This is a genomic window from Lentzea sp. NPDC051838, assembly GCF_040681245.1.
Classification (GTDB): Bacteria; Actinomycetota; Actinomycetes; order Mycobacteriales; family Pseudonocardiaceae; genus Lentzea.
In genome coordinates this window covers 52,168-78,730 of the sequence record NZ_JBFAYI010000030.1, presented here as the reverse complement: position 1 = coordinate 78,730, position 26,563 = coordinate 52,168, and the positions used below count along the sequence as shown (strand labels likewise).

At 68.6% G+C, this 26,563-nt stretch carries 23 protein-coding genes; 14 read left to right on the top strand and 9 right to left on the bottom strand.

Annotated elements, in window-relative coordinates; all coding sequences use genetic code 11:
• Window positions 1–34: 34 nt before the first annotated feature.
• The 6 genes from AB0M24_RS38975 (at window position 35) to AB0M24_RS38950 (ending at window position 8,361) form a co-directional block, all read left to right on the top strand.
• A complete protein-coding gene (locus AB0M24_RS38975; protein ID WP_363778544.1) occupies window positions 35–2,752 on the top strand; it encodes a helix-turn-helix domain-containing protein in 2,718 nt (905 codons plus the stop codon).
• 92 nt (window positions 2,753–2,844) lie between these two features.
• Window positions 2,845–5,583 carry a helix-turn-helix domain-containing protein gene (locus AB0M24_RS38970; RefSeq protein WP_363778542.1) on the top strand — a complete coding sequence of 913 codons (2,739 nt, stop codon included), beginning with the start codon at window positions 2,845–2,847 and terminating at the stop codon, window positions 5,581–5,583.
• 71 nt (window positions 5,584–5,654) lie between these two features.
• Window positions 5,655–6,398: an ABC transporter permease gene (locus AB0M24_RS38965; RefSeq protein ID WP_363778540.1), complete on the top strand. Its 744-nt coding sequence runs from the start codon at window positions 5,655–5,657 to the stop codon at window positions 6,396–6,398.
• Window positions 6,395–7,162: an ABC transporter permease gene (locus tag AB0M24_RS38960; RefSeq protein WP_363778538.1), complete on the top strand. Its 768-nt coding sequence runs from the start codon at window positions 6,395–6,397 to the stop codon at window positions 7,160–7,162. The genes AB0M24_RS38965 and AB0M24_RS38960 overlap by 4 nt, the downstream gene beginning before the upstream one ends.
• The gene (locus AB0M24_RS38955; RefSeq protein ID WP_363778536.1) at window positions 7,146–7,943 is read left to right on the top strand and encodes an ABC transporter ATP-binding protein; all 798 of its coding nucleotides are present in this window, start codon (window positions 7,146–7,148) and stop codon (window positions 7,941–7,943) included. Before AB0M24_RS38960 ends, AB0M24_RS38955 begins: the two co-directional genes overlap by 17 nt.
• Window positions 7,944–7,956: 13 nt before the next feature.
• Entirely contained in the window at window positions 7,957–8,361 is a 405-nt protein-coding gene (locus AB0M24_RS38950; RefSeq protein ID WP_363778534.1) for a DUF5956 family protein, read from the top strand.
• A 238-nt stretch (window positions 8,362–8,599) separates the two neighbouring features.
• Here the strand turns inward: AB0M24_RS38950 and AB0M24_RS38945 are convergent, their stop codons facing one another.
• Window positions 8,600–9,463 (bottom strand): IniB N-terminal domain-containing protein, encoded by an 864-nt coding sequence (locus AB0M24_RS38945; protein WP_363778531.1) that lies wholly within the window; start codon window positions 9,461–9,463, stop codon window positions 8,600–8,602.
• A 229-nt stretch (window positions 9,464–9,692) separates the two neighbouring features.
• Window positions 9,693–10,862, bottom strand: a complete 1,170-nt coding sequence (locus tag AB0M24_RS38940; RefSeq protein WP_363778529.1) for a 4-hydroxybenzoate 3-monooxygenase — start codon at window positions 10,860–10,862, stop codon at window positions 9,693–9,695.
• A gap of 174 nt (window positions 10,863–11,036) precedes the next feature.
• Here AB0M24_RS38940 and AB0M24_RS38935 point away from each other — a divergent pair, with 174 nt between their 5' ends.
• From AB0M24_RS38935 to AB0M24_RS38920, 4 genes are all read left to right on the top strand, one after another.
• The gene (locus AB0M24_RS38935) at window positions 11,037–12,050 is read left to right on the top strand and encodes an ABC transporter substrate-binding protein (protein ID WP_363778527.1); all 1,014 of its coding nucleotides are present in this window, start codon (window positions 11,037–11,039) and stop codon (window positions 12,048–12,050) included.
• A 220-nt stretch (window positions 12,051–12,270) separates the two neighbouring features.
• The gene (locus AB0M24_RS38930) at window positions 12,271–15,093 is read left to right on the top strand and encodes a nitrate- and nitrite sensing domain-containing protein (protein WP_363778525.1); all 2,823 of its coding nucleotides are present in this window, start codon (window positions 12,271–12,273) and stop codon (window positions 15,091–15,093) included.
• Window positions 15,090–15,512: a roadblock/LC7 domain-containing protein gene (locus AB0M24_RS38925; RefSeq protein WP_030468876.1), complete on the top strand. Its 423-nt coding sequence runs from the start codon at window positions 15,090–15,092 to the stop codon at window positions 15,510–15,512. The genes AB0M24_RS38930 and AB0M24_RS38925 overlap by 4 nt, the downstream gene beginning before the upstream one ends.
• A gap of 17 nt (window positions 15,513–15,529) precedes the next feature.
• Complete coding sequence (locus tag AB0M24_RS38920; RefSeq protein ID WP_112227775.1) at window positions 15,530–16,126, top strand: ATP/GTP-binding protein; 597 nt, start codon at window positions 15,530–15,532, stop codon at window positions 16,124–16,126.
• A 1-nt stretch (window position 16,127) separates the two neighbouring features.
• Here the strand turns inward: AB0M24_RS38920 and AB0M24_RS38915 are convergent, their stop codons facing one another.
• Complete coding sequence (locus AB0M24_RS38915) at window positions 16,128–16,394, bottom strand: hypothetical protein (RefSeq protein WP_363778522.1); 267 nt, start codon at window positions 16,392–16,394, stop codon at window positions 16,128–16,130.
• 80 nt (window positions 16,395–16,474) lie between these two features.
• Between AB0M24_RS38915 and AB0M24_RS38910 the strand changes: the two genes are divergently transcribed.
• Together AB0M24_RS38910 and AB0M24_RS38905 are read left to right on the top strand one after the other, a co-directional pair.
• A complete protein-coding gene (locus AB0M24_RS38910; protein ID WP_363778520.1) occupies window positions 16,475–17,290 on the top strand; it encodes a hypothetical protein in 816 nt (271 codons plus the stop codon).
• A 227-nt stretch (window positions 17,291–17,517) separates the two neighbouring features.
• Entirely contained in the window at window positions 17,518–18,036 is a 519-nt protein-coding gene (locus AB0M24_RS38905; protein WP_363778518.1) for a snapalysin family zinc-dependent metalloprotease, read from the top strand.
• 45 nt (window positions 18,037–18,081) lie between these two features.
• On the opposite strand, the gene AB0M24_RS38900 is transcribed toward AB0M24_RS38905, so the two are convergent.
• The 5 genes from AB0M24_RS38900 to AB0M24_RS38880 form a co-directional block, all read right to left on the bottom strand.
• The gene (locus AB0M24_RS38900; RefSeq protein WP_363778516.1) at window positions 18,082–19,911 is read right to left on the bottom strand and encodes a diguanylate cyclase; all 1,830 of its coding nucleotides are present in this window, start codon (window positions 19,909–19,911) and stop codon (window positions 18,082–18,084) included.
• On the bottom strand, window positions 19,911–20,711 hold the full coding sequence (locus tag AB0M24_RS38895) for an SAM-dependent methyltransferase (protein WP_363778513.1): 801 nt from the start codon (window positions 20,709–20,711) through the stop codon (window positions 19,911–19,913). Before AB0M24_RS38895 ends, AB0M24_RS38900 begins: the two co-directional genes overlap by 1 nt.
• Before the next feature lie 101 nt (window positions 20,712–20,812).
• Window positions 20,813–21,256: a hypothetical protein gene (locus AB0M24_RS38890; RefSeq protein WP_363778511.1), complete on the bottom strand. Its 444-nt coding sequence runs from the start codon at window positions 21,254–21,256 to the stop codon at window positions 20,813–20,815.
• Window positions 21,234–21,851, bottom strand: a complete 618-nt coding sequence (locus AB0M24_RS38885) for a sigma-70 family RNA polymerase sigma factor (RefSeq protein WP_363778509.1) — start codon at window positions 21,849–21,851, stop codon at window positions 21,234–21,236. The genes AB0M24_RS38890 and AB0M24_RS38885 overlap by 23 nt, the downstream gene beginning before the upstream one ends.
• A 54-nt stretch (window positions 21,852–21,905) precedes the next feature.
• Complete coding sequence (locus AB0M24_RS38880; protein ID WP_363778507.1) at window positions 21,906–22,775, bottom strand: S8 family serine peptidase; 870 nt, start codon at window positions 22,773–22,775, stop codon at window positions 21,906–21,908.
• On the opposite strand from AB0M24_RS38880, the gene AB0M24_RS38875 reads away from it, so the two are divergent.
• Entirely contained in the window at window positions 22,761–23,183 is a 423-nt protein-coding gene (locus AB0M24_RS38875; protein WP_363778505.1) for a hypothetical protein, read from the top strand. The two genes, AB0M24_RS38880 and AB0M24_RS38875, sit on opposite strands and share 15 nt — an antisense overlap.
• Window positions 23,180–25,768: a CHAT domain-containing protein gene (locus AB0M24_RS38870; RefSeq protein ID WP_363778503.1), complete on the top strand. Its 2,589-nt coding sequence runs from the start codon at window positions 23,180–23,182 to the stop codon at window positions 25,766–25,768. Before AB0M24_RS38875 ends, AB0M24_RS38870 begins: the two co-directional genes overlap by 4 nt.
• Here AB0M24_RS38870 and AB0M24_RS38865 read toward each other — a convergent pair.
• Window positions 25,765–26,538, bottom strand: coding sequence for a hypothetical protein (locus tag AB0M24_RS38865; protein ID WP_363778501.1), 774 nt, complete (start codon window positions 26,536–26,538; stop codon window positions 25,765–25,767). The genes AB0M24_RS38870 and AB0M24_RS38865 overlap by 4 nt on opposite strands.
• Window positions 26,539–26,563 lie beyond the last annotated feature (25 nt).

Here is a 26,563-nt window from a genome sequence, read left to right as displayed (position 1 = left end):
GGCCGCTGAACAAAGTTCTCTGAACAATGACGGGATGCCGAGACGGGAACGCCCTCTCGACCAGGGCGAGAGCGGTCTCCTGCAGTTCGCCGCGGATCTGCGCCGGCTGCGGGAACGGGCCGGCAGTCCGACCTACCGGGAGCTGAGCCGGCGGGCGCACTACTCGGCGGCCGCGCTCTCCGAAGCGGCCGGCGGGCGGAAGCTGCCGAGCCTCGCGGTGACCAAGGCGTACGTCAAAGCGTGCGACGCCGACCCGGACGAGTGGGTGCGGCGGTGGCACGAGGTCGCCGAGTCCGCGCCGCACGGCATCAACGACAGTCCGTACGTCGGGCTCGCGATGTTCCAGCCCGGTGACGCGCCGAAGTTCTTCGGGCGCGAGCGGTTGACGGCCGAGCTGCTCACGACGAAGAACCGGTTCACGGGCGTGTTCGGGCCGTCCGGGGTGGGGAAGTCGTCGTTGCTGCGGGCCGGTCTCATCGCCCGCACGCGCGAACCGGTGCTGTTGTTCACGCCCGGCGCGAATCCCGTCGAGGAGTGCGCGGTCGCGCTGGCGTTGCTGACCGGCGCGGACGCCGTGGAGCTGGCCGATGAGCTGAAGGATCCCGAGGAGCTGCACCGCAGGCACCCGCACCTCGTCGTCGTGGACCAGTTCGAGGAGCTGTTCACGTTGTGTCGCAACGAAGAGCTGCGCACGTGGCTCATCGCGGCACTGAAGAACTGCGCGAAGGTCGTCATCGGCGTGCGCGCTGATTATTACGGGCACTGCGCGCACTACCCCGAGCTCGTCGAACTGCTGACGAGCAGCCAGGTCATGGTCGGCGCGATGACGCCGGACGAGCTGCGTCTCGCCATCACCGAACCCGCCGCCGTCGTCGGTGCCAAGATCGAGACGGCGTTGCTGGCGCGGCTGATGGCCGACGCGGTGGGGCAGGCCGCGGTGTTGCCGTTGCTGTCCCACTCCCTCGCGGAGACGTGGCTGCACCGCCGCGGCATGACGCTCACGCTGTCCGCGTACGAAGAGGTCGGCGGGCTCGAACACGCCGTCGCCCGCACCGCGCAAGAAGTCTTCGACAGCCTCACGTCGGAGCAACAGCGGCAAGCGAAACGGATCCTGCTGCGGCTCGTCACGGTCGAGGACACGAAACGGCGGGCCCACAAGGACGAGCTCGAAGCCGACAGCGAGGTGCTGCGCGTGCTGGCCGCCGCGAGGCTCGTCGTGATCGACCGCGACGGCGTCGAACTGGCGCACGAGGCGTTGATCCGCAGCTGGCCCGCGCTGCACGAGTGGATCGAAGAGGATCGCGAGAACATCAAGGCACAGCGCGAACTCACGCACGCCACCGAGACGTGGGAGTCGCTCGACCGCGATCCCGGCGCGCTGTTCCGCGGGCGGCGACTGACGAACGTGCCACCGGGTCTCGCGCTCAACTCGCACGAACGCGCGTTCCTGGCCGCCAGCCTCGCCGCCGAGGAAGAGGTCTCGGCGAGCGCACGAAGACGCACCCGCCGCCAAAGACAGTTGCTGGCCGCCCTGGCCGCGTTGGTCGTCGTCGCCGCCAGCTCGACCGTCTTCGCCTTGCAGGCCAACAAAACCGCCACCGAACAACGCACCGCCGCCGTGGTGCTGAAGGCGGTGGGAGAAGCCGCCGTCCTGCGCTCCACCAACCCCGACCTGGCCCAGCAGGTCGCGCTCGCCGCCTACCAGCTCGCGCCGTTGTCCCAGGCGCGCAACGGTTTGCGCCAGGAGGACGTGCCCACCCAGGTGCTGTGGAGCGCCCAGGCCGAGGTGACGGCGCTGGTCGTCGGCCCGACCCAGCAACAGGTCGTCACCGGGCACCGCGACGGCACGGTCGTGCTGACGGATCTCGACGACCTGCCGTCGCCGCGCACCTCCCACGAGGCCACCCGGCACTCCGGTGCGGTGACCGCGCTCGCGATGGACTCGACCGGCGGCCTGGTCGCCTCGACGGGCGAGGACGGTGCCGTCCACGTCGTCGACGTCTCGCTCGGCAGGCCCCGTGAGCTGACCGTTCTGCCGGTTCGTGCCGTCGCGATCGCCTGGCAGGGCACCACTCTCGTCACCACCGACCACGACGGCGCCCTGAGCTTCTGGACCGATCTGCGCCTCGAACACCCCAGGCTGCTGCTCACCACCCAGCTCTCCCTCGGACCGCTCGCGGGTATCGCGTTCCGCTCGGACGGCCAGGTCCTCGCCGCCACGACCATCGGCCGTTCCGTGCACCTGGTCGACGTCGCCGACCCGCGCGACCCCAAGCTGCTGTCGCTGACCAAGGAGTTCGCCGGCGCCGCCCAGTTCGCCGGTCAGAGCCTCCTGCTGACCACCGCCACGACCGCCGTCCACCTCTGGGACACCACGAACCCGCGCGACCCGGTGCTGCGCGCCGAGATCCCGTCCGGCGGCGGCGAGGTCACCTCCGCCTGGCTCGGCACCGACAGCGTCGCGGTGGCCACGGACGACGGCCTGGTGCGCCTGTGGCGGCTCGAAGCAGGGAAGGAGCCGGTGGAGCAGGCGTTGCTGCGCGGTCACGTCGGGCCGGTCGCCGCGGTCGGCCTCACGCCCAAGGGCGACGAGGTCGTCACGGGTGGCGCGGACAAGGCGGTGCGGCTGTGGAACGTCGACCCTCGCGACCCGGCGACGCGGATCTGCGACCAGGTGATCCGGCCGATGACCCGCGAGGAGTGGGAGCGGTACTTCGGCGACCTCGACTTCAGCCCGCCGTGCCGTGGTTGAACGATCACCAAGCGGTCCGGTGGATGGTGAGCGATTAGCGGGGCGTTAGACGGCGGGCGAACCTCTGGTGGACAATCCGGCCGGGAGGCGGCATGCCACGAGGGGAACGACCGCTGGGTCCGGAGGACACCGCGTTGCTGCGGTTCGCCGGTGACCTGCGCAGACTGCGTGACCAGGCCGGCAAACCGAGCTACCGCGAACTGGCTCGGCGGGCCAACTACTCGCCCACGGCGTTGTCCGACGCGGCGGGAGGGCGGAAGCTTCCGTCGCTCGCGCTGACGCTGGCGTTCGTCCGGGCCTGCGAGGGCGATCCGGCGCCCTGGACCCGCAGGTGGCGTGAGCTCGCCGCCGAACACGCTCTGCCACTGCATCCCAACGCACCGTATCCGGGCAACGTGCCTTTCGGCGAGGACGACGCGAAGAGGTTCTTCGGGCGTGAGTACCTCGTCGAGCAGATCGTCGAGTCGACCAAGGCCAGACCCCTCACCGTGCTCGTCGGAGCCTCCGGCGCCGGCCGCACGTCCCTCCTGCACGCCGGCCTGAAGCCCGCCCTCGACGACGCCGTGGTCATCACGCCCGGCGAGCACGCGCTCGAAGACCTCGCCGCCGCTCTCGCCGAGATCTTCGAGAACACCACCGCCGACCAGCTCGCCGCCGAGTTCCGCCAGGACCCCGACCACGTGCGGCTGCGGATCCGCCAGCACCGGCCCGGCCTCACGCTCCTCGTCGACGACGCCGAGAAGGCGCTCGACCAGCCCGACTTCGTCACCGCCCTCACCCGCTGCCCGCACGTGGTCCTCGCCGTTCGCGCGGACCACCGGGACAGGTGCGCGGACCTGCGCGGCCACGAGATCGTCATCGAGCCGATGAGCGCGGATCAGCTGCGCCGCGCAATCACCGAGCCCGCCGCCAAGATCGGCGCGACGGTCGAGACCGCGTTGGTCGCCAGGCTGGTCGCGGACGCCGCGAACCAGCACGCGCTGCCGTTGGTGCAGCAGGTGCTCACCGAGACGTGGCGGCGCAAGCGCGGCATGACGTTGTCGCAGGCCGGGTTCGAGGAGGCTGGCGGCATCGAGCACGTCGTCGCCCAGGCGGCGACGAGCTTCTTCGAGGGCTTGGGCGAGGACGACCGCCGAGCGGCGAAGAGGGTGTTCCTGCGGCTGGTTTCCGTGCAGCGCAACGCGATCGTGCAGCGCCGCACGCGCAGGCTCGACGTCGAGCCGCGGCTGCTGGACCTGCTCGCCGAGGCCAGGCTCGTCACGCTGACCGAGGACGGCGTCGAGCTCGCCCACGACGCCGTGCTGCGCTGGCCCAGGCTCACCGAGTGGGTCGACGAGGAACGCGAGAACCTCAGCACGCACCAGCAGCTCGTCACCGCGATCGAGCTGTGGGAGGCGAGCGAACGCGACCCGCTGGCGCTCTACCGGGGCGCGCGGCTGCGCAAGGCCAAGGACCTCGGCGACTTCCTCACGACGCGGGAACGCCGGTTCGTCGACATCAGCACCAGGCGGGAGACGCGGCGCTCGACGGCGTTGATCGCGGTGATGGCCGTGCTGCTCGCGCTCGTGCCGGGCACGGTCGTGTACGCGCTGGCCAACGAACGCAAGATCACCGAGCTGCACGACCGCGAGCTCGGCGGCAAGGCGATCTCCGAGTCCGAGGCGTTGATGGAGCAGCGCCAGCCGTACGCGGACAAGTACGCGCTGGTCGGCTACACGGTGAACCCGTCGATCGAGGCGGAGAAGGTGCTGCGGCTGGCCAACGCGGTCACGCACGGCATCCCGTTCACCGGCACGTCGGCCGACAACGCGACGGTGCAGATCGCGCCGCGCGGTGAGCTGGTCGCGGTGACCGACCAGGACGGCACGGACCGCATGTGGAGCCTCGACGAGGACCGTCCGGTGCCCGGCAAGCGGTTCCCCGACCGGCACCAGGTCGTCAAGCTCGCCGAGCACCGCGCTGTCACGCAGGACGCCGCGGGCCGTCAGCACCTGTGGGACGTCAAGAGCGCCAACGACATCACCTACCTGACCGCGCTGGACACCAGGTTCCGCACGATGGAGATCAGCGCGAACGGCTCGCGGATCGCCGGCAAGATGGGCGGGGTCGACGAGCTCGGCCTGCCGACGCCGAACGACACCGAACGGGCCGTGGTGTACGACCTCGGCGACCCGAGGAACCCGCGGGAGCTGCCGATGCCCGCGCCGGCCCGCGACGCGGGGACCATGGCGCTGAGCTACGACGGCCGTGAGCTCGCGACCAGCTCGTGGGACGCGGCGAAGGGCATGACGACGATCTACTTCTGGAACGTCGGCGGCACCTTCGAACAGGCGGCGCCGCCGTTGCCCCAGCCGATCTCCGTCCGCAGCCTCACCTACAGCAGCGACGGCCGCTGGCTCGCCGTCGAGCACTCGCCGCAGGGCGTGGTCCAGGTGTGGCAGCGCGTGCCGAGCGGGTCGCCTGTGCTGCGCGCGACGATCGACAGCGTCACGCGGTCGACCGCGCACGTGACGTTCTCGGACGACGCCCGGATCGCGGTGGTGCGCGAGAACATCTTCGAGGTGCAGCAGATCTACACGACCGGACGTCCGGCGGACCGGCTCGCGTACGTGATGGGGCAGGGCGGCAACGCGCAGCCGATGTACCGGCCGCAGTACGCCGACTTCCTGCTGCGCTCGAGCGGCGGCAGCCCGGAGCTGCTGCCGTACGCGCTCGACAGCAGCCGCATCATCAAGAAGATGTGTGAAAAAGACGGCGCCCGGCTCTCGGACTCCGAATGGGTGAAGAGCTTCGGCGAAGTGGAGCGCGTGAAGGTGTGCGAACCGCGCTGATGTGTGGGAAACAACCCGGAGTTGGGCAAGCACGCATTGTGAACGGGAGATCCACTCTCTAGGGTGACCGAGTGCGTGCGTTCACAAGGGGACTTCTCGGCATCGCCGGGTTTCTCGTGCTGTGGGAGCTCTTAGGACGCTCTCCGCTCGTCCCTGCGGACTCGCTGCCGCCACCGTCCGTCGTGTTCGGTGAGCTGGTCACGCAACTGACTTCGCCCGCGTTCATCAGTCATGTCGTGGCAACGGTGTTGGCGGTGCTGATCGCCATCGTGATCGCGATCGCCATCGCGGTGCCGAGTGGACTCGTTCTCGGCAGCGTCCCGGCGGTGCGCCACGCGACGCGCGCGGTCGTCGAGTTCCTGCGCCCGATCCCTTCTGTGGCACTGATTCCGCTCGCGCTGGTGATGCTCGGCTTCGGTCCGGAAACCAAGATCACGCTGGCCGTGTACGCGGCACTGTGGCCGATCCTGTTCAACACCATTTACGCGCTCGACGAACTGGACCCGCTTCTCGTTGACACCGCAAGGGTTTTCGGCACCGGCCGGCTCGGCGTGCTGTTCCGGGTGGCGTTGCCCAGCGCGTTGCCGTTCGTCCTCACCGGAATCCGGCTCGCGGCGACGACCGCGCTGATCGTGATGGTGTCGGTGGAGCTCATGGCCGGCAGCCAGATCGGCCTCGGCTACTTCATCATGGAGGCCCGCAGCGGGCCTGGCCGGATGGACCAGGTGCTGGCAGGCACCGTGGTCGCGGGCGCGATCGGCGTCCTGCTGAACAACGGCCTGGAACGCGTCCGCCGGCGTTGGGTGGCCTGGTGACCAAGTTCCTGCAGCGGTGGACCGTGTTCGCCGGTCTGGTTGCCGTGTGGCAGCTGCTGGGCTGGCTCGCGGACGACCCGTTCTTCCCGCCGCCGTCCGCGATTCTCGCGGCCGCCTGGGAGTGGTGGGTTCTCGAACCGTCGAACCTCACCGAGCACGTGCTGCCGTCGGTCGAGCGGCTTCTGGGTGGCTGGGCCATCGCTTCGGTGATCGGCGTCGCGCTGGGGCTGCTGCTGGGCCGCTCGGACCGGGCGATGGAGTACGCGGGACCGTTGCTCGTGTTCCTGCGCTCGATCCCGCCGCCCGCGCTGGTGCCGGTGTTCCTGCTGCTGTTCCGCGGCGGCACCTCGATGCAGCTCGCGACGATCGTCTTCGGTGTCGTGTGGCCGGTGCTGCTGAACAGCGTGGACGGTGCCCGTTCGGTCGACGTGACCAAAGTGGACACTTCCGCGGTCTTCCGGATTCCGCGCTGGCAATGGGTTCTCGGGGTGGTGCTGCCCGCGGCCTCCCCGAAGATCTTCGCCGGACTGCGGGTCTCGTTGTCGTTGTCGTTGGTGCTGATGGTGATCTCCGAGCTCGTGGGCACGGACAACGGCATCGGTTCGCAGCTCATGCAGGCACAGCGCGAGTTCGACTACACGCGCATGTGGGCCGGCATCGTCCTGTTGGGCGTGCTCGGCTACGGACTCAACACCGCGCTGCTGGCGGTGGAACGCAGGGTGTTGGCGTGGCAACCGAGGAGTCGGGATGAGCAACATGCTTGAGGTGGCCGACCTAGGCCACACCTACGGCGACCACGAGGCCATCGGTGGCCTCACGTTCACCGTGCGCGCCGGCGAGCTGGTGTGCGTGGTCGGACCATCGGGCTGTGGCAAGTCGACACTGCTGCGCACGATCTCCGGGCTCGTCGCGCCCTCGCGCGGCGACGTTTCTCTGCACGGTTCACACCTCGCGGTGGTGTTCCAGGACTACTCGCGCTCGCTGTTCCCCTGGCTGTCCGTGCAGGGCAACGTGGAGTTCCCGCTGCGCTCACTGCCGCGCGCGGAACGTCGCGCCCGTGCCGCCGAGGCGCTGGAGTGGGTGGGTCTCTCGGGTGCCGCTCGCAAGCGGCCGTGGCAGCTCTCCGGCGGCATGCAGCAGCGTGTGGCGATCGCGCGCGCTCTGGCCTACCGGCCCGCGTTGTTGTTGATGGACGAGCCGTTCGCCTCGGTGGACGCGCAGACCCGGTTCGAGCTGGAGGACCTCTTGCTGCGCGTGCGCCGTGAGCACGACACGACCGTTCTCGTCGTCACCCACGACATCGACGAGTCGGTGTACCTGGGGGACCGGATCCTTGTTCTGAGTGGTTCTCCGGCGCGCCTGGTGGCCGACCTGGAGGTGCCGCTGCCCGCCGAGCGCGACCAGGTGACGACGCGGACCGACGAGGGGTTCGTGGCGCTGCGGTCGAAGGTGGCGCGGCTGCTCAACGTGGGCAAGCCGGCGCTGGACGTCGAGAAGTGGGCTGCCGCCGAGCGGGAGTCGATGAGCGAAACCGTGTCTTCCTGAGACACTCGACGGCGTGACCGACTGGAACCTGTTCCTCGTCGTCGACGCGGAACCCGTCGAGGTGTCCGGCGGGCGGGACAGGGTTGTGCTGCTCGCCGAACGGCGGATGCTCGCGCTGCCCGACAACGGCTACCAGTTGCTGCTGGCGTGGGCCGCGGGTCCTCGTCGGGTGGTGCGCACACCCGCGCCTGTGCATCCGGACCAGGACATCATCGACACGTTCGTCAACTCGTACCTCGTGGACGCCGGCGCGCCGCCACGGCCGCGCGGGTTCGCCTGGTACGTGGATTTGCCGGAAGGCGTTGCGCCGCCGGACTTGTGGCGCGCGGTCGACGCCGGTGGCGAGCACGGGTCGCCTGTGGACCTGCACCGCGTGCGGGAGGCCATGGAACGCGGAGTCTCGTCTCTCTACGACTGACCCTGAACACAGTTCAGCCCCGGACCCGCCGCGGTCCGGGGCTGAACTGTTTCGCACGGACGACAGGGCTTGCGAGAAGGCCCGCCAGCCAACGAGAAAGCCATCGTCCGTGCGAAGTTCACACAGGAGGGCGTGCGAACAGATCTGGCAGGGGAGGCAGGCACCCGTTGCTCGGGGGCAGAGCTCAGGGCGCCTGCCGTCCGTTCCCCCGTGACTCCGCCAGGAACGACCAGAGAACTCAGAAGTGGACGTCGACGTCGTTGTGGTTGCCGATGCCGTCGAGGATGTCGATGTCGCCGACGTTGACGTCGCCGAGGATGTTGCCGACGTTGTGGTGCACGTCGCCGACCTGCGCGACGTCCTGAACGACGTTGTGGGAGATGTCGGCGACGTGGTTGACGTCCACGTCCGCGACGTCCTTGACCAGCACGTCGGTGTGCTTCACGAGCACGTCGGTGTCGACGACGTTCTTGGTGAGGACGTCGGTGTCGAGGTCCTTCACGAGCACGTTGGTGACGCCGTCGACGTCCGCCACGTCGGTCACCTTGGCGACGATGGAGTTGTCGGTGGCGATGTCCGAGACGTTGGAGACGACGTCGGTGCCCTTCAGAACGGTGGCGTCGAGGGTGTTCGACACGTCGCCCAGGCCGGAGAAGTCCGAGACCAGCGCGGTGATGGCCGAGGGGGCCGCGACACCGGTGAGGCTGGAGATGTCGGTGAGGCCGTTCACGCCCTCCACGTTGCCCGCGATCTGCAGCAGGCTGTCGACGGCCGGGAGCTCGGAGCCGCCGCCGAGGACGTCGTCCACGACGTCGACGTTCGGGACGGACGCGGCGTCGAGCACCAGCGGCAGGATGTCCTGCACGTCGCCCGCGGTGATGTCGCTGAGGCCCGCGGCCTCGAGGCAGCCGAGCGGGTCCTGCTGGAACGCCTCACGGGCGTCCAGGTCGGTCAGCAGGCCGAGGGTGAAGTCGTGCAGGGTGACCTGCTCGGTCTGCACCGTGGTGCCGCCGGTCTCGATGGTGGTGTCGCCGGTCTGGACCGTGGTCGGGCCGGTCTGCACCGTCGTGGGGGCGGCGGTCTCGGTCTGCTGCTGCTGCATGGGACTCAGGCTCCTGTAGCTGAATCGGGGGATGTCGTGTTGAACCGTATGGATGAACGACATCCCCCGGCATCGGGAGTTGGCCCCAGATCGTGACGAAACGAGATCCCTAGGGGGACCGTGTCACCCGTTAGGGGACCCCGGGGTGTCACCCGGTTTCCCGCCGATCTCACCCGGTCGGCGCAAGCGGCAAGCCCCGGACTCACCCCAGAGGGCGAGATTCGTGCCCTCAGGGGCCGACGTAGTTCTCCGCGAAGGTCGCGCGGTAGGCCGCCGACTCGGCCAGGTGCTCCAGTCGTGCCTGGGCCAAGCGTCCGAAGAACGGCGAGCTCACGTCCGTGTGGATCATGTTCAGCATCCACTGTGAAAATTCCTGTGCGCGCCACACGCGGTGCAGGCAGTCGTCCGAGTAGGTCTTGAGGCCGGCCTCGGATCCGGTGGCGTAGAAGTCAATCAGCGCACGTCCGAACGTCGCGGCGTCGTTCAGCGCGAGGTTCATGCCCTTGGCGCCGACCGGGGTGATGATGTGGGCTGCGTCACCCAGCAGGTAGAGCCGGCCGTACGACATGGGCTCCACCACGTGGCTGCGCATGTCCAGGACGCGCTTCTCGATGATCTTTCCCTCGGTCAGCGACCAGGTGGAGTCCTGCAACGCGAACCTCTTGTGCAACGCCTCCCACACTTGTTCATCGGACCAGTCCGAAGCTTTAGTTCCAACCGGCACCTGCAAGTAGAAGCGGGAAACGGAAGGCGATCGCAACATGTGTCCTGCGAAACCATCCTCGTGCAATGCGTAAATGATCGCTTTAGTCGACGGAGGAGCCTCCGCGAGAATGGCCAGCCACTCAATTCCGTGCTGATGGGTGAATTCCTTCAGCACTCCATCGGGAATGGATGGACGGCTCACCCCGTGGAACCCGTCGCACCCGGCCACGAAGTCGGCGCTGACACACGTGCGCACCCCATCGGCGCTGGTCCAGTGCACGGACGGCTCAGCGGACGTCAGGTCTCGCAACTCAACGTCGCTGACCGAGAACCGGATGTCACCCCCGGCGTCGAGGAATGACCCGATCAGGTCTTTGACAACTTCCTGCTGCGGGTAGACGTAGTGCTTCTGGTCCCCGTACAAGTCGCTGTAGGACACCTGGAACGCCTGGCCGCTCACGCGGAATTCACACGTTCCGTGACGGTCTGCTTCCATCAGCAAACGATCGGCGAGTCCGAGCGAGTCGAGCATGGTTACAGAGCGATGCTCCAGGACACCCGCCCGTGGTCGAGTTTCCACATGAGCACGACTAGCTTTTTCGAGGACGACGCAGTCGATACCTGACTGCTGGATCAGGTTTGCCAAGGTCAGACCGGCCGGCCCGGCGCCGACAACGGCTACAGCGCGCTTCAACTGGGTTCTCCTAGCCCTAGACCTGCTGTGCTTAGATGCTCACCGCAGGTAGTGGACTGGAACCTGCACGTGTCGGTCAACTGGGGTCTTTTGGAGCAGTATCACTACTCTGAGTGGTTGACCGTCGCGCTCACCCCGCAACGACGACACCGCTCCGACAGGAGAGTGCTCCCGATGACTCGAAGAGTCCGCCGCATCGCCGTCCGTGGCATCGCCCTTGCCACGCTGCTCGCCACCGTGGCGAGCTGTGGACTGCTCGGCGGCAAAGAGCAGGCTGCTCCCACCCCCGACGCGAACGGCAAGGTGGAGAAGGCCAAGATCACCCTGGGGGTCCTGCCGATCCTCGACGTGGCGTCCGTCCACGTGGCGAAGAAGAAGGGTTACTTCGCCGCCGAGGGCCTCGAGGTCGAGCTCAAGACCATCCAGGGTGGTGCTCAGGCGATCCCCGGCCTGATCAGCAAAGAGCTGGACATGACGTTCGGCAACTGGGTCTCGTTCTTCGCCGCCCAGTCGAAGGACGCGGCCAAGGCGGTCGACGGGCTCAAGCTCATCGCCGATGGCTACCAGGCCAAACCCGACATGTTCCTGATCCTGGCGGCCGGTGACTCGGCCATCAAGAGCCCCAAGGACCTGGCGGGCAAGACCATCGCGATCAACACCTTCAAGAACATCGCGGAACTGACCGCGAAGGCGACGCTGGAGGCGGCGAACGTCGACCCGAAGTCGGTCACGTTCAAGGAGATGCCGTTCCCGGACATGCAGGCGGCGGTCGCGAACAAGACCGTCGACGCGGCGTTCATGGTCGAGCCGTTCATCACCAAGGCTCAGCGCACCGCCGGCCAGGTCAAGATTCTCGACGCGGCCTCGGGTCCGACAGACAACATCCCGATCGCGGGCTTCGCGACCAGCGGTCAGTTCGCCAAGGAGAACCCGAAGACGGTGGCCGCGTTCCAGCGCGCGATCGCCAAGGGTCAGGCCGACGCCGTCGACCGTCCCACCGTCGAGCCGCTGCTCGTCGAGTACGCCAAGGTCGACAAGGAAACCGCTGCTCTGGTGCACTTCGGCGCGTTCCCGACCACGCTCGACGCGACGCGGCTGCAGCGCGTCCCGCAGCTGATGCAGCGCTACGGCCTGCTCGACAAGGAGTTCGACGTCAAGCCGATGCTCATCCAGCCCTCCGGCAGTTGACGAACAGCGCGGGTGACTGTGATCGTGCCGTGATCATGGTCACCCGCGCTGCTGTTTCCTCCGGATGAATTATCGATGAGGGTCCGTTTAGCCGCGCAGGTCGAAGTTGTTGATTCTCGAACCAGCTGTTTCGTCGTCCGAACGGCGGTATGAGAAGCGCGTGTTTTACTCCAAGATCCACCAGGTTTGCAGCTATTAAACGGGGCGGGGAGTGTTGACGGTGCGCGGTCGTGAGGACCAGCGGGGCATCGACCGGTTTCGTCTACGCAACTGGCGCCTGCGCAGCAAGCTCGCGGTGGTTCTGCTCGTTCCGGCTCTCAGCACCGCGACTCTCGCGGGCCTGCGCCTGAACACGCAGCTCGACGACGTGGAGCTGTTCGGCACCGTCCAGCGCGAGCTGGCCGTGAGCCATCAGGCCGCGAAGGTGGAGAACGCGCTGCAGGTCGAGCGCGACTGGGCGGTGCAGTGCGTCGGCGCCGGCAGGCAGAACGCGTGCCCCGAGCACGCCGCCCGCACCGGCCTCACCGACAACGAACTGGGCAAGTACCGGGACACCGGCGCGACGACGACCGCGTTGAGCGCGCCGCTGAAGGAAGCGTTCGGCAAGTCGCTGCAGTCGCTGGACGGCCTGGCGAGCCTGCGCATCACGATCCTCAGCACGAAGTACCCGGACATGGCCGTGATCGGTGCCTACAACCAGATCATCGCCTCGCTCGGCCAGGTGCACCGCGCCGCGATCTCCAGCCTCAGCGAACCGGCGATCGTTCCGCTGGTCGCCGCCGCGCAGGCGCTCTACCAAGCGCAGGAACAGCTCGGCCAGCAGAACGCGATCCTCACGGCGACCGCGCTGCGCAAGGGATTCGCCCCCGGAGGCACGGACGAGCTGCGGGCCGCGCAGTCCCGGCTCGACGCGGCGCTGAACGAGTTCAACGACGTGGCCTCCGCGGCGAACCAGCAGAAGTTCCAGGACAAGGTGTCCGGTGCGTCGGTCGACGGCCGCAACCGCCTGGTGAAGCTGGCGCTGGCGCAGGACGCGGAGGGCAAGCCGGTGTCGATCACGGACGCCGAGGTCCTCAAGATCGGTGAGGACACCGCCAACCTGCTGCGCGACGTCGCCACGGATCTGGAGAGCCAGGCCGACGCCACGACCTCGAACCTCGCGAGCATCGCGCGCACCGACGCGTGGCGCGACGCCGCACTGGTCGCCGCGTCGCTGATCGTCGCGTTCGGTCTGATGGCGATGGTCGCGCAGTCGATGTTGCGACCGCTCCGCGTCCTGCGCCGCAGCGCCCTCGACGTGGCCCGCAACCAGCTGCCCGAGGCCATTCGCCGAATCCGTTCGCACCGCGAGCCGGAACGCGCCGCGGAAGAGGCGATCGTCCCGGTGCCGATCAACACGACCGAGGAAGTCGGTCAGGTCGCGCGCGCGTTCGACCTCGTGCAGCGCGAAGCCGTCCGCCTCGCCGTCGAGCAGGTGGCCCTGCGCGCGAACGTGAACGACATGTTCATCAACCTGTCGCGGCGCTCGCAGGCGTTGGTGGAACGCCAGATCAGCGTGATCGACCGGCTGGAGCAGGACGAGCAGGACCCGGACCACCTGGCGTCGCTGTTCGAGCTCGACCACCTCGCGACGCAGATGCGCCGCAACAGCGAGAACCTGCTGGTGCTCTCCGGCACGACGGTCAACCGCCGCGTCACCCGCCCGGTCGCGGTCTCCGAGGTGCTCGGCGCCGCGGTGTCCGAGGTCGAGAAGTACGCGCGGGTGCAGATCGCGCCGACGCCGGACCTGATGGTGCAGGGCCGCGTGGTCAACGACCTCGCGCACCTCGTCGCCGAGCTGCTCGACAACGCGACCGCGTTCTCCAAGCCCACCACCAAGGTCACCGTGCGCACGATCGAGACCCGCAAGGGCGAGATCGCGATCCGCATCCACGACCGCGGCGTCGGCATGCAGGACGCGGACATCGCCGAGGCCAACGCGAAGCTCGCCGAGCCGCCGGAGGTCGACGTCTCCGTCGCTCGCGAGATGGGCCTGTACGTGGTCGGCCAGCTCGCGAAGCGCCACGAGATCCGCGTGACGCTCGGCAACAACGACGACATCGAGGGCGGTGTCACCGCCCAGGTGATCCTGCCGATTTCGTTGCTGCACAAGGGACCCGCGCCCGCGCTGCCGCTGCCCGCCGCCTCTCCGGTCGAGACGACCAACGAGGGTCTCGCCGGTGTGCCGAAGTGGACGCCAGAGCACCCGGTCGTGGTGCCGTCCGCGCCGTCCGAGGACGAGCCCTCAGGGCGCCACCGCATCGAGCAGACGTCCGCGGACGGCCTGTTCACCGCGCGCGTCGAGGCATCCGAGGTGTCCACTGAGGACGCGTACTCGTACGAGCCGCCGATGGAACGGCCGGCCGAGACTCCCGAGCCCAGGGAGCCAGCCGACCCCGCGACCGAGATCTTCCCGGCGATCAGGGACGACGTCGAGGAGATCGACGCCGAGAGCCTGTCCCGCTGGTTCCAGACTCCGGCTGCCGCACCGCAGCGGCCGGCCGTCGACGCCGCCACGGTCGTCGGCGTGACACCCGTTGGCTCCAGTTCCACCAAGGACGTTCCGGCAGCGGAGCCGGAACACGACGAGTCCGAACCCTCCACTGTGAACGGTCTGCCCAAGCGGCAGCGTCCGGTGGAACCTTCGAAGTCCGAGGCACCAACGGCGGTGCCGCGCGCGGTAGCAGACTTCGCCGAGTCCGACTGGGGATCGGCCGACGAGGGCTGGCGTGCCGCCGGGGCGCTGGAAACCAGCGTGCCCGCACAGACGACGGAGAACGGCCTGCCCAAGCGCGTCCCGAAGGCGCGCCTGGTTCCGGGCTCCTCTCCCAAACCGTCGTCACCCGTTCCCCAGCTGGCGGCCGCCGGTACCGGAGGCCGTTCCGCGGAACGGCTCCGTCAGCGGTTCGCCACGTACCAGAAGGGTGTCCAGATGGGCCGCGAGTCGCTCTTCGACTCGGCCGTCGGAGGCATCCCCGTGATCGCAGAAAGGGAACACCAGTGACCACCGCGACTGAGGAACTGGACAACTTCAGCTGGCTGGTCGAGGACTTCGTCAGCAGGGTCGCCGGTGTAGCGCACGCGATCGTCGTCTCGGCTGACGGTCTGCTGCTCGCGTCGTCGGACCGCCTCCCGCACGACCGCGCCGAACAGCTGGCCGCCGTGTCCTCCGGCCTGGTCTCGCTGAACCTCGGCGCGGCGCGTTGCTTCGAGGCGGGTGAGGTGAAACAAACCGTCGTCGAGATGGAACGGGGCTATCTTTTCCTGATGTCCATCAGCGACGGGTCCTGCCTCGCCGTGCTCGCCGCACCCAACTGCGACATCGGGCTCATCGGTTACGCGATGACCCGGCTGGTGGAACGGGTCGGTCTCCAGCTGACGCCGGAGATCCGTGCCCAGCTCCACGTTTCCATGCGAGCCTGAGTAGAGAGAAGTTCCCCATGAGCAACGGTGCTCCGGGTCGTCCCGGGTCACCTGGGGTCGACCTGACCGCGACGTCGGCGAAGATCGTCATCGCGGGCGGGTTCGGCGTCGGTAAAACGACGTTCGTCGGTTCGGTCTCCGAGATCACCCCGCTGACCACCGAGGCCGTCATGACCCAGGCTTCGGTGGGCGTGGACGACCTGTCCGCGGTCCCGGACAAGGTCACCACCACGGTGGCCATGGACTTCGGGCGCCTGCACCTGGACAAGGACCTGATCCTGTACCTGTTCGGCACGCCCGGCCAGCACAGGTTCTGGTTCATGTGGGACGACCTGGTCCGCGGCGCGATCGGCGCCGTCGTCATGGTCGACACCCGCCGGATCGACGAGGCCTTCGCACCCATCGACTTCTTCGAGGACCGCGATCTGCCTTACGTGATCGCGGTGAACTGCTTCGACGGCCTGATGCACCACCGGGCCGAGGAGGTGCGGGACGCGCTGACGATCCCGTCCTCGGTGCCGATAATTCCTTGCGACGCACGGAACCGGCAGTCGACGAAGCAGATCCTGATCGCGTTGGTGGAGCACGCGCTGCGCCAGCCGTCGTTCGCCTAGCTCATCCTTGCGCCTGCGTGCTCAGCTCCTCGAGTTGGGAGCGCAGGCGCTCGCGTTGGTCGGGCAGGAGACGGCGGAACTGCATCTCCAGCACGGCTCGCGCGCCGATCTCGACGGTGCCGAGCCGCTCCTGGAGCGCGGCCAGAGCGGTGGCCTCGTCCGCTGACGTGGCGATGATCCCGGCGATCTCCGCGTAGGAGTCCGCTGCCTGGCACAAAGCGCGCAGGATCTCGATCTGCTGTTCGACGTAGCCGGGCGGGTAGGTCATCGACTCACCGTACGGTGATCAGCGGGAACGCGCCGGCCGCTACCCTCTGAGTGCACTCGAGCTCGGAGGGGGCGGGTCAGGTGGGCGCCGCGAAGTTCGTCGGGGGACTGGTCATCGTCGCCGGGGTGGTGGGCGGCATCGCCGCGCTGACCGGCCCGGTGCGCGACTGGTTCACGGATCGCACCGACACCTCGAGCCTCGCCGCGGAGCCCGCGAACAAACCGCAGGTCACCCATTTCGCGCTGCCTCTCGACGTGCCTTTCGAGCAGATGCCGTTCGCTTCCACCAACGTCTGCGGCGGCGACCAGGTCGAGTGGTTGCGGCGCTTCGGCACGGAGATCCCGCGGAACCAGGGCATCGCGATCCGCAACTCCGCGGACGACGGGGCGATGCTCACCATCGACAACATCCGCGCGGTGGACGTCGAGACCACCAAGGCGCAGCCGTCCGTGCACTTCGAGTGCCCGGACCAGGGCAACGGGGAGTTCGTCGCGCTGGAGCTCCGGCTGGACCGCGACCTCAAGGCGTACGAGAAGGCCGAGGGGCAGAGCCGTCCGTTCGCGTTCAACCTCGAACCCGGTGAGACCGGCAACGTTCTGGTGCAGCTGAAGGCGGACGGGGACAACGCCTACTCCGGCCGGCTCGTCGCGGACGTGCGCACCGGTGACTCCAAGGAGACCGTGTCGTTGCCGCTCAACGGCGAGGACCGGAACAGGTTCGAGTGGCGGAAGTTCGGCAAGTACGGACGGCTGGTAGTGCAGCCGGGTACCGCGAAGGGGTTGTTCTGGTGCAACCTCTACCCGACCGAGGACACCCCGTACGGCGTCGACATGGATTCCTTCGAGTGCTCGCCGGAGAAGATCCGGTCCGTGCTCGACGAGATCGGCCGGTCGTAGGCGCTGACGCCTTTCGGGCCATCAGGCCCACTGGGCGTCAACAGTTATACCCCTCTTCCGGCGGCGGTCTGTTCGTGGTGGCACGCCGCAAAACCGCAGCGTGCGGGCCGGTCACCGACGAAGTCTCTGGACCGTGACAGCGCTGGTTGACACTTGACTCTTCTTGTGCGCCAACGCTTCGGCGATACAGTCGGGGAGCAATTACCCTGCATTGCGAGGAGATTCCTGTGTTCCTGCGCAAAACAATTGCTGTGCTGGCCAGCGCCGCCGCCCTGTCTCTCGGCGTCGTGGGCACCGCACAAGCAGCCCGCACCATCACCTACAACTCCACGGGTGCGGCGCAGTACGAGACGGAGATCACGGACGCTGTGGCGATCTGGAACTCCAGCGTCAAGAACGTCCAGATCAAGAAGGCCGCCGCCGGCGCGCGTGCGAACTTCACCATCGTGTCCGACCCCGGCTGGCCGAGGGCGCAGCCGACCTCGTTGGGCAACGGCAAGATCTGGATGGGCAAGCAGGCGATCGACCAGAAGTACGACATCAGGCGAATCGCCGCCCACGAGATCGGGCACATCCTGGGTCTGCCGGACGTCAAGCCGGGGCCGTGCTCCAGTCTGATGTCGGGCTCCACCGGCGGTGTCGACTGCAAGTCGCGCACCCCGAACGCGGCGGAGAAGGCCCGTGTCGAGCGGCTCTTCGCCGGCACCGCGAAGGCTGACCTCACCGAGGTCGTCGACGCTGCCTGACAGCTGATCGTGAGCGGTTGTGGTCTCCCTGACGGCCACAACCGCTCACGACACAACGAGATCCACGCCCAGAGCAGTGAGCTCGTCGCGATCGCCCGGCCCGCCGATCACGTGCACGCCCGCCGATCGCAGCAGCGGCACCATCAGCGACAAACCCTGGCGCGCCAGCCGTTCCGACGGCGGCGTGGCCAGCCGGACGCCCCACACCGGGCTGCGGTCCACAGTGGACAACCCGGCGAACCCGCCGCCGAACTCGTGCAGCAACACGTGGACACCCATGTCGTGCAGCACTTCGAGGTTCTCCTCGCCGTCCGGCATCGCCCGCACGTCGAGCGCCAGGAACAACGACGAAGCCGGGAACGCGCAGGCCCGCAGGTTCGAGCGCACGTGCGCCGCCAGGTCCGGGTCGCGTGACTGGTCGCGGGACAACCGGATCAGCACCGGCTCGCCGCGCGAACACGCGTCCTGCAACACCATCTGCCCGAGGCGCGCAGCCAGTCCCAAGGCATCGGCATAGGCCACAACGTCGTCGTGCCGCGAAGCACCCCACCGCACGGAAGCCTCGACGAAGGCCAGCGAGCCCGAAATCCACGACACCGGCGTGTACTCCACGGAGATCTCGCCGTTCTCGAAGGCACCGGGCATGGCCGCGATCCGTGCGAAACGAGCGCGATCCGCGACGTCGGCCTCGTGGTCGTAGATCGCCCACTGTCTCTTGCCGCCGTTCTCGGCCCGCCGCAACGTCGAATGCGCGCGCCGCAGCACGACCGCCGGGTCGACGCCGGGACCCTGGGCGTGCACGAAGCCGATCGACGTCGACACCGCGACACCCGCGCCCTCCAGGTACACCGGTTCGGACAGCTCGTCGTCGATCATCGCCGCCAGCGCCGCGACGTCCGGCGACCCCTGGATCAGCACGACGAACTCGTCGCCGCCGACCCGCGCTACGACCGCGTCCGGCAGCACCACTCGCAACCGTCGCGCGACCTCCACCAGCACGGCGTCACCGGCGACGTAGCCCAGGCCGTCGTTGACGATCGTCAGGCTGTCGACGTCCAGGTATCCCAACGTGTACGGCTCGCCGGACGCCAGCGCCGACTCCAGCTTGTCCGTGAACGACGCGCGGTTCGGCAGCCCGGTCAGCAGGTCCGTCAACGACTGGTGCCGCAGCCACTCCTGCAGCATCCGCTGTTCGGTCACGTCCTCGATCAGCGCGACGAAGAACTTCGGCAGCCCGTCCGACCCGCGCAGCACCGACAGCACGACGTTCGCCCACACCGTGTCGTCGTTGTGGCGGCTCAGTTCCCACTCGCGCCTGTCGGTGTCCACAGAGGACGCGATCATGCGCGAGCACGCAGCGGCCAGCGCCACCGCGTCCGCCTCGGCGAACAGCTCCTTCGGCATCTCCTCGTAACCGAGGATCGTCGCCAGCCCCTCGTTCGCCTCCACGACCGTGCCGAGCAGGTCGAAGATCGCGATGCCGACCGCCGTCGACGCGAAGACCTGGGCGAACCGGGCCTCGCTGTCGTGCAGGTCGCGCTGCGCGTCCTCGACGGCCTTCAGCAGCGCGTTCTTGACCTTCTCCTGCTCGGCGAACAGCTGGTCGCGCGTCGCCCGCACGTACCCGGCTGCCAAGGCCCCCAGCACGTCGGGCGGGAACTCCGGCGCGAGCACCTCCAGCGTGCGGCGCAACGAGTCCGGGCCGGTGAAGCGTCGACGCACCAACCATTCACCGATGGCGATCGCGGCTTGCCCAGCACGAAGCCGGGCGGCGTGTTCCTCGAGATGCTGCGTCAGCTTCCGCCGGGACATCGGCGAGTACGCGCTCTCGATCAGAACAGCCGCCCAGCGCTGTGCGAGGGGCGAAGTGGCCATCAGGGCTTGCGGCCCACCGCGGCGTAGAGGTTGGCCTTCGTCGGGTCGTCGCCGACGTCCTCGGGCGTCTCGGGGCGCCACTGCGGTGTGAACACGATGCCGGGCTCCACGATCTCCAGCCCTGCCAGCATGTCCGTCACCTGGGCCTTGGTGCGCGGCGTGATCGGCTCCGCGGTCTTCGCGAAGATCTCCTTACCCGCCGCCATGGCCGCCGGCATGCTGTCCGCGGTGAAGTGCGACAGCGCCAGGTACGAGCCGGACGACAGCGATTCCACGTACCGCGACAACACGCTCCACGGGTCGTCGGAGTCCGGGATGAACTGCAGGACACCCACGACGAGCAACCCGATCGGCTGGGAGAAGTCGAGCAGCTCGCGTGCCTGCGCGACGATCTTCTCCGGTTCGCGCAGGTCGCCGAGCAACGCCGTCACGTTCGGCTCGTCGGCCAGCATCAGCTCGGCGTGCGTGATCGCGACCGGTTCGAAGTCGACGTACACGACCTTCGACTCCGGTGCGACCTCGTGCGCCACCTCGTGCACGTTGCCGACCGTCGGGATGCCCGAGCCGAGGTCGAGGAACTGCCGGATGCCGAGGTCCGCGAGTTCCAGCACCGCCCGCCGCAGGTAGGCGCGGTTGAGCCGCGCCATGCCCCGCACGGGCAGCACCTTGATCAGCGCCTCCGCCGTCTCGCGGTCCGCTTCGAAGTTGTGGCCGCCGCCCAGCAGGTAGTCGTAGATCCGGGCGGAACTCGGCACGTCGACGTTGACACCTTCCGGAACCCAGCTGACTCGATCGACCACAGCAGTACACACCTCTCGCGATGCGAATTCTGAGCGTCGACAACCCTACTGGCCGCAGATGTAGGCCGAACGAGCGAATTCCAGTGTCACTCGAATGGTTATCAGAGGATAAACCAATCGGTGCAACCACTTGCGAACCGGAACTTCACAGGTCCGCGCGGTGCCGCCCCCATCACGAACATCCCCAGTTCGTCGACTGCCGCCGATTCGTGGTCGCCGGACGGTGTCACGAGCGTGACCGAACCGCCTCCCGGCATCAGCTGACCGGTGATCCCGGCCGCGGACACCTCGACCTGCAACGACACGCCGTCGGCGTCGAACACCAGCTGCCTCGCCGTCGCCGTGGACCGGGCGCGGGCGAACAGCGTATCGTCCAGCACCGAGTCGTACGACGTGATGAGCAGCAGTTCCTCGTCGATGTTCCGCCAGGTGAACGCGGCCTTCGCGGCTTCCACGAACTCCGGCGGAACCTCTTCCGAAGGTGTGCTCAACGCGTCGCGCAAGGCATCGAGCAAGATCTCGTCACTGTCCCAGTCGTGCCGCACCCAGCACACCTCCTCTCGTGGCCGACCCTCCCAGGAAAGCTGAGAGAGCAGGGGTCTTGCGCAACTTCTCCAGGCACCGGATCCGCGTGGGGCCGATGCTGCCGACCGGCATCGCGAGCTCTTCGCTCACGACCTGGTAGCTCGGCGGCGGATCCGTCATCAGCTTCGTCAGCAACCGCTTGCACTGGTCCGTGAGGTCGGCGAACCCGTCCCGCAACGCCTGCCGCCGCTCCACCGCCAGCAGGTCGGCCTCCACGTCCGCGTCCATCTGCTCCGACTCCAGCGCGTCGGCCTCGGACAACGGGTCGTAGAGGTGCGTCCGCTGCTGCACGCGCAGCACGCGCAGACACTCGTTGCGGGTGGTCGTCATGATCCAGCCGGGCAGCGCCTCCGGCTCGCGCAGTCGTCCGATCTGCTCCACGAGCCGAAGCCACAGCGTCTGGTTCACGTCGGCCGCATCCGCTGGGCGCAGCCGGTGCTTGTAGATCACCGACACCACCAGCGGCGTGTAACGATCGACGATCTCGTTCCACGCCGACTGATCGCCCTCGGCCGCCGCGCTCACGAGCACGGCGATCGGGGATGCAGAGGTCACGTCGACTCCTTGCGGTCACAACTGGCGGAGGCCGAGGTTGCTCCCCAGATACAACTATTTGACAAAAACCCCGTAGCCGGGGTGGAACTCCGGTTCGCTCAACAGTTTGTCACGCGCCTGAACTGCGGTGATGCCGTCCGAGGCCATCGTGGCGGCGATCCTGCCCGTCACGAGCGGCGCGGCGAACGACGTGCCGTACCAGTAGGCCCACAGCGCGAACGGCTGCGCGGCCTCGCCGGGCAGCTTCCACTCGCCCTTGAGGTAGGTCGACGCGCGGTTGCCGATCGCGCAGGCATCGACCCAGTGGCCCCAGTTCGAGTACCAGCCGGGGATGATCGCGCCGTCCTTCGTCTGCTCCGCGGCGGCGACGGCCGTGACCCCGCACAGGGCGGCGGGCCAGCTCGGCCGTTGCGTGCCCGAGTTGCCGGCGGAGGCGACCACGACGATGTCGGAGGGCAGGGCCTCGATCGTGCGCCGGATCGGTTCGGACGCCACGTCGTCCTCGGTGAAGCAGCCCAGCGACAGGTTGAGGACGTTGACCTTCTTGCGGCCCAGCTCGGTGATCTTGCGGCAGAGTCGTTCCTCGTCGCCGAACCCGTTCGCGTCGAGCGCGACCTCGGGGTCGAACGTGACGCCCGGCGCGGCGGCCTGGATCACGCCCGCGACGAACGTGCCGTGCCCGCCCTGCAACGCGAACACGTCCCCGCTGGCGTACGCCGGGTCGACGTCGTCGATCTCCTTGGCGTAGCGCGAGGCGAACCAGTCGGAGTGCTCGCTGTCGGCGCCCTGCGAGATGCCGGTGTCGATGACGCCGACGCGGATGTCCTTGAGCCGCTCGTCCGACTTGGGCGCGCTGATCGGGTCCGCCGGGTACGGCCGGTCGCCGGGGTTGCCCATGATCAGACCGCCGTGGCCGACGATCACGTGGTGCGGTTGTACGAGTGGCACCCGCTGATTAGGCCAGTTTCGTTGATCTCGCAACAATCGAACGATGCGCGGAATGTCCTCCGCGTTGTTCGGCAACGTCAACCGGGCCATTCCGGCGAATCCTTCGCCGGGTCGCGCGACGATGTTGTTTTCGCGCAGCTTCTCGATCACGCGTTGCTGATCCTCGGCGCTGACGAGCAGCTGGCCGGGTCGATAAAGGAATTCACGCCCGCGTTCGGCGTGGAAGCTGATGTTCTTGTCCTCGGCGATGAGCTGCAGAAAAGCTCTTTGGTAAAGCTCCGCGCTTTCTGGCGTTTTCGACACCACGGCCTCACTAAAGCAGCGTTGACGGGCACCCCGACCGAGCTTGATCAAGCTACCACAGCCGATAAAGTGACGCCGTGAGCGACTTTTCCGCAGAGGACGCGCTGGAGGCCAGGCAGCGCAACCCGCGTGCGGCCGTCGAGATGGCCCGCGCGGTCCTCCGCACGACGGAAGATCGCGCGGAATGGTCGATCGCCGAGCGCGCGATCGGCCTCGCGCTGCGCGAGATGCACGACTTCCCCGGCGCGGCCCGGCATCTGCGTCGCTCGATCAGGATCGCGCGCGACGCCGCGCTGCCCCGGTTGTCCGCGTTGGCGCAAATGAGCCTGGCGTGGGTGCTCGTCTACACCGGTAAGCAGAAGCAGGCGTTGAAGGCGCTCGACGAGGCGATGCCGGAGCTCTCCGGTGCCGACGCGGTGGCGGCGTTGATGCAGCGCGGCGTCGTCTTCCACTACCTGACGCGTCATGACGAGGCCCAGCGCGACTACACCGCCGCCATCGCCGGAGCCCGCCGCGTCGGTGACAAGCTCGTGGAGGCACGGGCGTTGAACAATCGGGGCCTCGCGCGCGCGTACGTGGGCAACATGCGTGAGGCGTCGGCGGACTTCGCGCTCGCCGCCGCGTTGCTGGGGGAGCTGGGGCAGGAGCTCGGGGTCGCGGACGTGCACTGGAACGCGGGCATCATGGCGACGCGCTCCGGTGACGTGCCGGCCGCGCTGACCCTGTTCGACAAGGCCGAGGAGGTGCACCGGCGGCTCGACGTGATGCGTCCCGTGCTGCTTGTGAACCGGCTGGAGCTGCTGGTGTCGGTGCCGCTGCTGGACGAGGCGCGCGCGGCGGCGGACCGGGCGATCACCGAGCTGAAGGCGTTGAAGAACCCGCTGGGCGTGTCGGAGGCGTTGTACTTCCGGGCGCGGATCGCGTTGCTGGACGACGATCCCGACGCGGCGAACGGCTTCGCGGCGGAGGCTCGTCGCCGGTTCCGGCGGGAGCAACGGTTGTTGTGGGCCGCCGGGGCGCGGTACCTGGAGCTGCACGCCGCCGTGCTGCGCGGTGACCGGACCCGGCCGTTGCGGCTGGCGTTGTCGCGGGTCGCCTCCGAGCTGGACGCGATGGACTGGCGGCTGCCCGCGCTGGAGGCCCGGATCGACGCCGGGCTGGTCGCGGCTGATCTCGGGCACCGGGCTCGCGCGGTGTCGGAGCTGTCCGTCGCCGCTGCCGCGCGGTTGCGCGGGCCTGCTGGGTTGCGGGTGCGCGGTTGGTACGCGGAGGCGTTGCGGCGCAAGCTTTCCGGGGACGTCCGCGGCACGTCCGCCGCGTTGCGCCGGGGGATCGGGCTGCTCGACGAGTACCGGGTTTCTCTTGGTGCGGCCGAGCTGCGGGCGTCGACAGGGGTGCAGGGGCAGGCCTTGGCGCTGGAGGGCCTGCGGCTGGCCGTGGCGTCCGGGAACGCCGCGCGGGTGCTGTCGTGGACCGAGAGCTGGCGGGCCGGTGCGTTGCGGATGAAGGCCGTGTCGCCGCCGGACGACCCGCGGCTGGAGGACGCGCTGGCTTCGTTGCGGGCGGTGTCGGCGGACATCGAGTCGGCTCTGCTGGCCGGGAAGCCCGCTGGTGCGTTGCGGGTGAAGCTGGTCCGGGCCGAGCAACGGGTTCGTGACCTGACGCGGCAGATGTCTGGTGAGGTGGCGGTGTTCAAGCCGCCTTCGGTGGCATCGCTGGTGTCCGCTCTGGGCACTGCGGCGTTGATCGAGTTCGTCGAGTACGACGGCTCGTTGATGGCGGTGGTGCTCGCGGGTGGCCGGGCATCGCTGCACTCGCTCGGGTCGTCGGAGGGCGTGGTCCGGGAGATCCGGTTGCTGCGCTTCGCCTTGCACCGGTTGGTGACTCTGCCGCCGCAGCTGCCGAATCTGGCGGTGGCGCGGTCTTCCGCCGCGCACGCCGCATCGTTGCTGGATCAGCGGTTGATGGCGCCGCTGGCGGCGCGGATCGACGGCCGGCCGTTGGTGGTCGTGCCGACGGGTGCGTTGAACGGGTTGCCGTGGGCTGTGCTGGAGCGTCAGGTGACCGTCGCGCCTTCTGCCGCGGTGTGGCTGCGAGCCTGTTCCGCCGCTGACGCTTCGGGTGAGGCCGTGCTGGCCGCCGGGCCTCGGATGGCGGCCGCGCCCGCGGAGATCAAGGCGATCAGCTCGCACGTTCCCGGTCGTGTTCTCGTCGACTCGGAGGCGACGGTGAGCGCTGTCGCGTCCGCAATGGACGGTGCCGCGCTGGCGCACATCGCGGCGCACGGGTCGTTCCGCGTCGACAACCCGCTGTTCTCGGCACTGGAACTCGCTGACGGGCCGTTGACGGTCTACGACATCGAACGGTTGCGGACGCCTCCTGCTCGGGTGGTGCTGTCCGCCTGTGACACCGGGCAGTCGGCGGTGCGGCCTGGTGACGAGCTGATGGGGTTCACGGCGGCGCTGCTGGGGCTCGGGACGCGGACGTTGATCGCGCCTGTCGTGCCGGTGCCGACCGACGGGACGGCGCCGGTGATGGTGGAGCTGCACCAGAAGCTGGCCGCGGGGATGGCGCCCGCCGAGGCCCTGGCCGCGGTGCAACGGGCTGCTGCCGACGACGCTGCTTACGCTGCCGCCGTCGGGTTCGTGTGCTTCGGCGCGGGCTAGCGTTTGGAGAGCGCGCTCGAGGGGTCACAGCCTCCGCTGGCATACGTCGTGTTCGAGGGCTCCGCGACTTCGACCGTGACCGTGCCGTCCGCGAGGCGCACGCCCTCCAGGCACTTGTCGCGGCCGCCGTCGGCGATCACACCGATCTCGCCGTTCTCGACGACCGCGTCCAGCCGTGGCGCCCGCCACGGTTGCCCGTGTTCGTCGATCGGCAACGGTGGCAGCTTCGCGTCCACCGCCGTGAACACCTCGTCGCGGGTGGGTGTGGGCGGTAGCGCGGACAGGGCCGCCTTGAAGGCTTCCGCGTAGCCGTCGGGCACGCCGTGGCGCTGGACACCCGGCGGGAGCAGCGCCGGGGCACCGGGTGGGCACTTGACCCGGGAGGTGCCGCCGGCGCGCCCGTGGAAGTTGAACTCCATGCGGTAGCAAGCGTTGATGGCGTCCTCGTGGAAGAGCAGGCCGGCCTGCTCGTCGCGGTGGACGCGGATCACCAGGCGCACGCTGGGCTTCTCGGGCTCGGCGAGGCGGTCGCCGATGTCGGTGTACTCGATGACGTCCCAGCCGCCGCATTGATTCAGCTCGTCGCGCGCGAACCCGGCAGCGTTGTCCGGCATCGGGTGCCTGGTGAGGCACCCGGCCGCGCTGTCGGCGGCGGCGTCGGTGGACGAGTCGCCCTCCGGTCCCGAACCGATGTACGCGAGCCCGACGAGCACGGCCGCCACCAAAGCCGCCGCTCCCCAGAGCAGAGCCGCTGTCCCCCCAGACTTCATGACGCGGGACGGTAGCGCTTCACCG